Below are 9,393 nucleotides of genomic sequence, written 5' to 3'. Positions count from 1 at the left end.
TCTATGAACAACACATGACCTGTAAATGAAGATGGTGCAGTGAGTCCTTTTTGCATTAGAAGTACCTCTGCCCCGCAGTCTTCCAGCATGTAGGCAATACGCTGCGCTGGATAGTCTGCATCAATTGGAACGAATGCCGCACCTGCCTTGAGGACGCCCAGGACAGCGGCTGTCATGTCAAGAGAAGGACGGGTGAGAATACCGACGCGGTCTCCTGGTTTTGTGCCGTTTGCGATAAGTCTTGAAGCGACTACATTCGCCCGGCTGTTCAGCTCTTTATACGTCCAGCTCGTTCCGCAGAAGACCACTGCTTTTTGGTGCGGTGCTACTTGTGCCTTAGCCTCAATCAAGGCATGAACGGTTTGATCTAACGGAACGTTGAGGTGTGGTCCTGACCATTCATTGATCAGCTCTCGTTTTTCCTCTTCAGTTATGAGAGATAGCGCTGAAATTGGCTGATTCAGCTTAGCCAGCATATCGTCTATGATTTTTTCAATATACATGCTCCAGCGCTGAATGGTGCTCTTTTTAAACAGGGCCGCCGCATACTCAAAGCGCAAGCCCACTTGGTCATTTTCTTCAAATACACCAAGCGTTATATCAAATTTTGCATGAACGGTATCTTGCTGCTTTTGCGACAGCTTGAGTCCATTCAAATCCGGTAACGTCAGGTCACGGTCATCTGTTGTCAGCATGACACTAAACAATGGATTACGGCTCGTGTCTTTCGGAAGATCTAACTGAGCCACCAATTCCTCAAACGGGAATTCTTGATGTTCATAGGCTGACAGGCTGCGATCTTTCATTTTTTCAAGCAGCTGCGCTGTCGTTTCTTCTGGCTGCACTTCGTTTCGAAGAGCCAGTGTATTGACAAACATGCCTGGAACCCGCTCGATTGAAGCATGCGTACGTCCTGCGGTCACTGCGCCTATGACGATATCTGTCTGCCCAGTTAACTTGGAAAGGAAAATGGCAAATGCCGTTTGCATCACCATGTTCAAGCTCACACCTTTTTCCGCCATGAGCGTTTTGATGGACTGCACCTTTTCAGCAGACAACCATCTATCGACTCGCCCTCCTTCAAATGACTGAACTTGAGGACGCGGAAAATCAAGGGGCAGTGCTAAGTCTTCCGGCGGCTGTGCATATTGCTCCAGCCAATACTGCCGCTGTTTCTTAAGCAGCGCCTGCTGCTTTTCTTCCTGCTGCCATACCGCAAAATCCTTGTAATGCAGCTGAACTGGCGGTAACGTCTTTTTCTCATACAGCTCTGCGAGTTCTTGAATGAGCAGACTGCGTGTGACACCATCTGCAATGATATGGTGCATATCCATCATAAATACATATTTCTCATCAGAAAGCTTCGCCACTTTTGCCCTCATTAATGGTGCTTGATGTAATGAGAATGGTGTAATGAATGACTCGACGACAGACTGCTCCTGATCGCCCTCTATTTCATCAACCTCTAATGTAAACGGTACTTGGCGATAGACCTTTTGAACGGGTACGCCGTCAATTTCTACAAAGGCTGTCCGAAGTGATTCATGTCTGTCGATCAAGGCTTGAAGCGCTGCTTCCAGCTGCTTCACATCAAGGCTGCCTTCCATCATTAACACGGCTGGCATATGATAAGTGACTGCTTCTGGATGCAGCTGCTGCAGGACATACATACGCTTTTGAGCAGAAGAGACAGGATAGAAATCTTGCTTTTCCGCCGGCTGAATGGATGTCACCACTGAAGAATCCGTTTCTTCCAAGTAGGCTGCCATCGCCCGTATGGTTGGCTTTTCAAAAAGGACTTTGAGCGGCACATGCTTGTTCAGCTTCGCTTGCACCTTCGAAATGAGCACCATGCCCTTGAGGGAATGACCTCCCAATTCAAAGAAATGGTCAAGAACGCCCATTTGTTCAACTCCAAGAACTTCTGACCAAATGTCACACAGCGCCCGCTCAAGTTCCGTTTCTGGTGCCACATGCGCCGTACGGTTCATATGCACCTCATGCGGAAGCGGCAGAGACTTCGCATCCACCTTTCCGTTTTGGGTGAGTGGAATGTGATCGACTTTCACAAAATACGTTGGAATCATATAATCAGGCAGTGTCTCCGCAAGATTTTCTCTAAACGTCAGTGTTCCAATGTGTTCAGGCGCTGTGTAATAGAGTGCAAGCTCCGGCAACCCGGACAGGTGCAGGACTTTTACATAGACTTCTTGAATAGATGCCAGTGCACGTGCGGCATGCTCAATTTCCTGTTTCTCAATGCGATAGCCGCGGATTTTCACTTGATCGTCGACTCGTCCAAGAAACTCAATATCTCCATTTGCATGCTGTCTGACCAAATCCCCTGTGCGATACATTCTCTCTTGAGGATCATATGGATTTTCAAGAAAACGTTCTGCTGTTAATTCAGGCTGATTCAAATATCCTCTCGACACGCCTTCTCCAGATATATAAAGCTCTCCCGGCGCGCCATAAGGGACAAGCCGCTGCTGCTGATTGCATACGAGCGCTCTTGTGTGAGCAATTGGCTGTCCGATCAAAGATCGTTCCTTCAAAGCGTCCAGCTCTTGCGGTGTGATCAGCTTGGTCACTGTACCAATGGTTGTCTCAGTCGGACCGTAATGGTTCATGACTGCCACGCATGGATGCTGCATCATAAATGTCTCAACATCCTCAGGGATCACCGGTTCTCCTCCAAGTACCACCAGGCGTAAAGCATTAAATGAATGTTCCTTAGAATCTGCCATCATATGAAATAAGGATGGTGTCATTTTGATATAAGTCAGCTCTTGTTCATCAATCAACCGCATCAGACGTACAGGGTCTGTATATACGTCTTCACGAGGAACATAGAGTGTCCCCCCTGCTTTTAAAACAGGGAAAATGCTTGTGTAACCAAGATCATATGCATAAGAAGAAAGCAGTGCCGTCCGATCACATTCCTGCAATGTCACCTCATTTATCAGCCAGCTGACATAGTGTGATAGATTACGATGCGTGAGCTGTACACCCTTCGGCTTCCCCGTTGTCCCAGATGTGTAAATGACATAAGCGAGCTGATCAACCGACACTTCCGGCAATTCTAGTGGATGGCTTTGATGCACTGCTTGTTCAACCTGCACCACTTGAATCGACTTATGATTTTGATAGGAATCTGCTAGAGACTCATTTGTCACGATGACTTGTGCACCTGAATCCTCTAATGTGTAGCGGATTCGTTCAGCCGGAAAGGCTGGATCAATCGGAACAAACGCTCCTCCTGCTTTCATCACACCGAGCATGGAGACGATGACATAGACAGAGCGGTCAAGAATCAGTGCCACAGTTTGTTCTTTCTCTACGCCTCGTTTTTTAAGCTCACAGCTAAGTGCATATGACATATCCTCAAGCTCGCGGTAGGTGAGTTTTCTTTGATCATCCATGACGGCGATAGCATCCGGTGTTTCCTTCGCCTGACGTGAAAATTGGACATGGAATGGCTCATGACGAATCGTTTGCCCTTCGCCTTTTTTCTCCAAACGTTCTATTTGTTCATGCTGATCTAGTATATGGAGCAAGCCGATCTGTTCCTCTGGATGACGAACCGCCTCACGAATAATAGCCAGGAGGTGAGTTCCGAACCTGCGGACGGTCTCTTCTTTAAATAACGCCGCTGCATAGTCAAAGCTCAGCTTTAATGCTCCCTCGCGTTCAAATGCTTCTAAAGATAGATCAAATTTGACCGAGTGATGCTGAATGGCATAAGGCGAAATGTGCAGATCGCCGAGCTTTAGCGCTGGTACCTCCATGTTCTGCATGTTAAATGACACGCTAAAAAGCGGGCTCCGAGTTGTATCACGGTCTAATGGAAGATGTGCAATTAACTCTTCGAGCGGATAGCTTTGATGTGCAAAAGCGTCAACACTTGTTTCTTTTATTTCTTCAAGCAGCTGTAAAAATGTTTTGGTTTGTTCTGGTTTTCCGCGCATCGCAATGGTGTTGATAAACATCCCCGGCATGTCCTGGATATCAGGGTGTGTCCGTCCAGCAACAGGCGAACCCACAATGATATCTTCCTGCCCGCTATAGGAGGCAAGAAGCACTTGAAAGGCAGATAACAAGAACATATACATGGTCGTATCGGTTTTCTGAAGCAGCTCATGAATGCGCTGAGTCGTTGCTTGATCACAGCCAAACATGAATCGTTCTCCAATAAAATCACGTTCCGCTGGACGCGGATAATCAGTTGGCAGCTCTAAAACCGGTAAATCTCCTTCAAATTGCTTCAGCCAATACACTTCATGCTCCTTCTGTTTCTCCGTTTCTTCTTCACTTAGCTGCCAGACAGCGTAATCTTTATAATGAAGGACTCGTTCAGCAAGAGCTTCCCCATCGTAGGCCTTCGCCAAATCTTGAATGAATGTCTTCATGGAGCTGCCATCTGTAATGAGATGATGTGCTTCCAAGACGAGAAGATGACGATGCTCACTGACTTTCAGCAGCTGAGCTCGCAAAAGGGGTGCTGCTGTTAAATCAAATGGCGATTGACGTTCAGTAAGAAATGCCTCCGCCTCTTCTTCCTTGATGTGATGAACAGGAAGGTCAAATTCAGTCCATTCATGCACCCTTTGGACAATGTCTTCCCCGTTCATATGAAAGCTCGTTCTTAAGATTTCATGTGTTTGGATTAACTGATTAAATGCTGATTTGAGCCGCTGATATTCGAGTGTTCCTTCAAGCGTTAAGACGATCGGAATATGATAATTCGTGCTGTCTGGTTCAAGTGTCTGCAAAATATATAAACGGCGCTGAGCTGGTGATACCGGATATTCGTCCGCCTGCTCTGCTGGCAAAATAGGATGTCCGGCTTCTTCTTGACCATCCTGATCGATGTAAGCCGCTAATGAGCGAATCGTCGGCTTCTCGAAAATCACTTGAATCGGCACTTCCTTTTGAAGCACTTCTTGAACCTTTGCAGACATCATCATCGCTTTGAGCGAGTGCCCGCCAGCCATAAAGAAATGCTCGTCTACCCCAACCGTTTTCCCAAGAAGCTCCTCCCAAATGTCAGCGAGTGCCTTTTCTGTCTCAGTCTCAGGCAGAATGATTTTGATCTCCTCGCGATGCACATCGTCAGGCTTAGGTAAAGCTTTTCGATCTACCTTCCCGTTCGATGTCAGTGCAAAGGTATCCAGCTTCATCACATGGTGCGGCACCATATAAGCTGGCAGTTTTTGATTGAATACATCTCGTACCTCTTCTTCTGTCAATGTCCCTGTGAAGTAAGCAATGATTTCCTTTTCATCTGAGGAGAGCTGCTGAACAAGTACAACTGCTTCATCTATCCCCGCTTCTTGGTGAAGCACTGATTCAATTTCACCAAGCTCAATACGGAAGCCACGAATTTTCACCTGATCATCGGCACGGCCGAGGAATTCAATCTGACCATCTGCACCATATCTAGCCAAGTCCCCCGTTCGATACATCCGTCCTGACGGCTTAAAAGGATTTGCCATGAATACTTGATCAGTCAAATCTGGACGTTTGATGTACCCTCTTGAAACACCATCTCCGCCCACATACAGCTCTCCTGGCGCTCCAATCGGCTGCAGTCTTTGATAGTCATCTAAAATATAAGCTGACGTATGATTGATCGGCTGACCAATTGGGATCGGACCCGTTTCATCTCCTCTTACTTCGTAAATGGTCGAGATGGTTGTATTTTCAGTTGGGCCATAGACATTCAGCAAGGTAATTGACGGATGCTGCTTTTTCACAAGCTCCGCACTTTTCACATTGATCACATCACCGCCGGTGAATAATGTTTTTAACCCTTTGAACATTTGCGGCCGCTGCTGAGCGAGCTGATTAAATAAACCCGTCGTTAAAAAGAGCGCTGTGATCTGATGTGTTTGGATAAATTGTTCAAACCGGTGAATATCCAATAAAGTATCACGGTCAACAGGATAAAGCGTCGCCCCATTCAGCAGCGTAGTGAAGATTTCAAGGGTAATCGCATCAAAGCTGACAGCTCCTGTATGCGCCATACGATCCGACGTGTTCAAGCCTATTTTTTCCTGAGAGCATGCTAACCTCACAATATGCTGATGCTCAATTTGAACTCCTTTTGGCCGTCCAGTTGATCCCGATGTGAACATGATATATGCCAATTGAGATGGAGACGTCTCGACTGATAACTCTGCTTGTGAGTGATGAGACATGCCGGTCACACAAACAGCTTTGATGCTTTCATCAACTGGCGGCTGGCTGTCAGCATAGAGCAAAATGGATACACCGCTGTCTTCAAGCATCCAACGGATTCTCTCCTCAGGCTGAGCAGGATCAATCGGTACATAAGCAGCCCCTGCATGTAAAATGGCCAAAATAGAGATCACCGCATCTGCTGACCGGTTCATATATACCGCCACAGCATCCCCCGGCTGAACGCCGTTTTTAACAAGACTGCTGGCTAAACGACGGATTTCTTGTCCAAGCTTCTCGTATGTGAATGTTCGCTCGCCTTCGACTAATGCCGGATGGTCAGGCTGCGCCTTGATACGTTCATCGAGCAGCTCAGGAATGGACAGATGCTTCGGATAATCTCGCTCCGTCTGGTTCCATGCTTCAATTTGCTGCTTTTCTTCTTCTGTAATACATGTCACTTCATGAAGACGTACGTCAGGATTGTGAATGATTTGCTTCATGAGGTTGGTCAGATGTTTTGATATGTTTTCAATGACCTTTTCTTCAAAAGCCATCGCATTGTATTTGAATGTCAATGTCCACGTTTCACCCGGATAGACAAGGACATTGAGATCGAAATTCGTTTGTTCAAATCCGTCCTTTACATCAATGGCAAAACCGAGACGTGCAGACATGGTGTCACCAGACAGCTCTTGATCTAAAGGATAGTTTTCAAATCCAACCAAATGATCAAAGAGCTTTCCTCCAGCAGCTGTTTTCTGCTGAATGTCATAAAGCGGCATAAAATCATAGTTTTCCGCTTCCAATGCATGCTGCTGAACCGTTTGAAACAGCTGTTTAAAGGTCTGCTCCTGATCCAATGTCACCCGAACAGGTATCGTATTGATAAACAGCCCTGCCATCCGCTCAATCCCAGACACACTTGGAGGTCTGCCTGATACGACTGTTCCAAATGTGACATCATCTGCTGCATGATAGGTGCCTAAAAGAACGGACCAGACAGCCTGAAAAAGGTTCGGTGCTGTCACTTGGCATTGTCTTGCCGCATCTTGAATGGCTTGTACCGTTTGAGCGTCCCATGTAAACGTCCATTCCCGATGATCATATTGTCCGTTCGCTTCTTTTTGCTGCAGCAGCCCTTGGTGCTGAACAGCACCATCCAGCCGCTCCTTCCAATAGTCTTCCGCTTCTTGTTTGTTTTGCTTTCCAAGCCACTGGATATAGTCCGCATAAGGCTTACCTTGTGAGCGATCCGGTGTTCGGCCGTTCCGATAAGATTCATAGTAATGAAACAGTTTTTTCATCAACACACCCATGGACCAACCATCCATAATAATGTGATGGTTGCTCCAAATCAGGTGCCAGTTTGTTTCATTTAATTGAAAAACAGCGACTTTCAACAACAGATCATTCGTTAAGTGAAATCCTTGCTTTCTCACTTGCTTTTTATATTGATCCAATACCTTTTTCTGCTCTTGATGATTCAGATGAGATAGATCTTCTCTATACACATCTAAATGACGTTCAGCCAGTACAACCTGACGAGGCTTTTGTAATTGCTGATAAACAAAGGCTGTACGCAGAATGTCATATGTCCGTACGAGTTCATTGAGACTCTTTTCAAAAAGATCGAGATCAAAATCTCCGCTTATTCCAAGCTCAAGCTGTGTGAAATAAGAGGAGGAATTAGGGTCTAGCATGGCATGATACAGCATGCCCTCTTGCATTGGTGTTAAAGGATATACCTTTTGAATTTTCTGCTTGCTCATAAGTCCACCTCTTCATTTTTGCTTAAAATAGATCCATTAGCTTTTCAAGTTCGTCCATGGTGAGATCCTCATCTCCCACATCACTAGGTGTGATCTGACTCTCATCCTGTGATAGACAATGTGAGATCAGTGCCTTCACATTCTTTTCTAAGAGTTCCTTGAACTGTTCGATCGTACGTTCTTCGAATTCAAGGTGATGATAGGAAATCGTCACATGGAGCATTGCTTGTTCTACGAAACCAACAATATCCAGCGCATGAGGTTTCTCAGATTCAGGGCTCAGCGATTGTCCTGCATGCCATGGAGAACGCCTCAATTCACCGCCGCCGATCTGTTCATCAAACTGACCAAGATAGTTAAAGCTGATATCTGGTGTGACTTGAAAATCGATATCGTCCTTCATCTTGTCAGGTGTTAAGTATTTTAAAACGCCATAGCCGATGCCCTTGTTCGGAATGTGTCTGAGTTCCTCTTTTAAATACTTGATCTGATAAGAAAGATCGTCTGCATGCGACATATCCAATAACACAGGATACATACTAGTAAACCATCCGATGGTCCGTGATACATTGACCGCAGGGAGGATGTCCTCTCTCCCGTGTCCTTCAAGATGAATAAAGTGCCTGTCTTCACCTGTCCACTCTTTCATGGACAACCCTAATGCCGTCAGCAATATATCATTGATTTCTGTTTGATAGGCTTCATGTACATCCGTCAGCAGACTGCGTGTTTCCTCTTCAGACAATGCAAAACGAATGGTCTGTGTATGAAGCATTCGTTGATCCTCCGTGACATGATCCTTTTGAAGTGGAGGAACGGAATGCGCAAGCACCTTTTTCCAATAACCTCTTTCCGATAGCAGCTCATCTGACACAGCGTATTCAGTCAGCTTCTGGGCATATTCTTGGAAGGAGTGTGTTTTTTCAGGAAGGGTAAGAGTTTCCCCGCGCTTCGACTGTTCATAAAGAGCCATGAAATCTTCAAGGAAAATGCGCCATGACACACCATCAATGACAAGATGGTGTACAGCCAGCAATAAATGATCCCCTTGATCCGTTCGGAAAATGGCAGGTCTCACTAAAGGCCCGTCTGCTAGCGGTATACTCGCCTGCACTTCATTTGCCAGCTTTTCTACCTGCTGGATTTGCTGCGACAGCTCTCCTGTTACTTCCACCACATCAATTGCCACATTATTTTCCTCGATTCCTCGATGACGCTGGATGACGCGCCCTTCTTCGAGCGGATACACCATTCGCAAGGCATCATGATGAATCATGAGCTGTTCCAGTACTTGCTGAACGTTTTTCTCATTTAAACCATTTGGCGCATGAAGCATCATCGATTGGTTCCAGTGATGCTGATTCGTAAAGTTTCGTTCAAAGAACCAGCGCTGAATCGGTGTTAAAATGGCTTCTCCTTCGACAGGTGATTGGTCGGCTGT

At 46.1% G+C, this 9,393-nt stretch carries 2 protein-coding genes; both read right to left on the bottom strand.

The window, feature by feature from the left end; translation table 11 throughout:
- The coding region (locus tag BA81_RS18850; protein WP_034284313.1) for an amino acid adenylation domain-containing protein at positions 1-7,952 on the bottom strand (7,952 nt) is incomplete at its 3' end.
- 22 nt (positions 7,953-7,974) lie between these two features.
- Positions 7,975-9,393 (bottom strand): condensation domain-containing protein (locus BA81_RS18845; protein ID WP_034284312.1); only part of this gene is annotated, 1,419 nt, incomplete at its 5' end.

Origin of the sequence: Bacillus safensis FO-36b (assembly GCF_000691165.1) — a bacterium.
Classification (GTDB): Bacteria; Bacillota; Bacilli; order Bacillales; family Bacillaceae; genus Bacillus; species Bacillus safensis.
The sequence above is the reverse complement of the archived record's forward strand: the minus strand, read 5'-3'. Positions and strand labels throughout refer to the sequence as shown.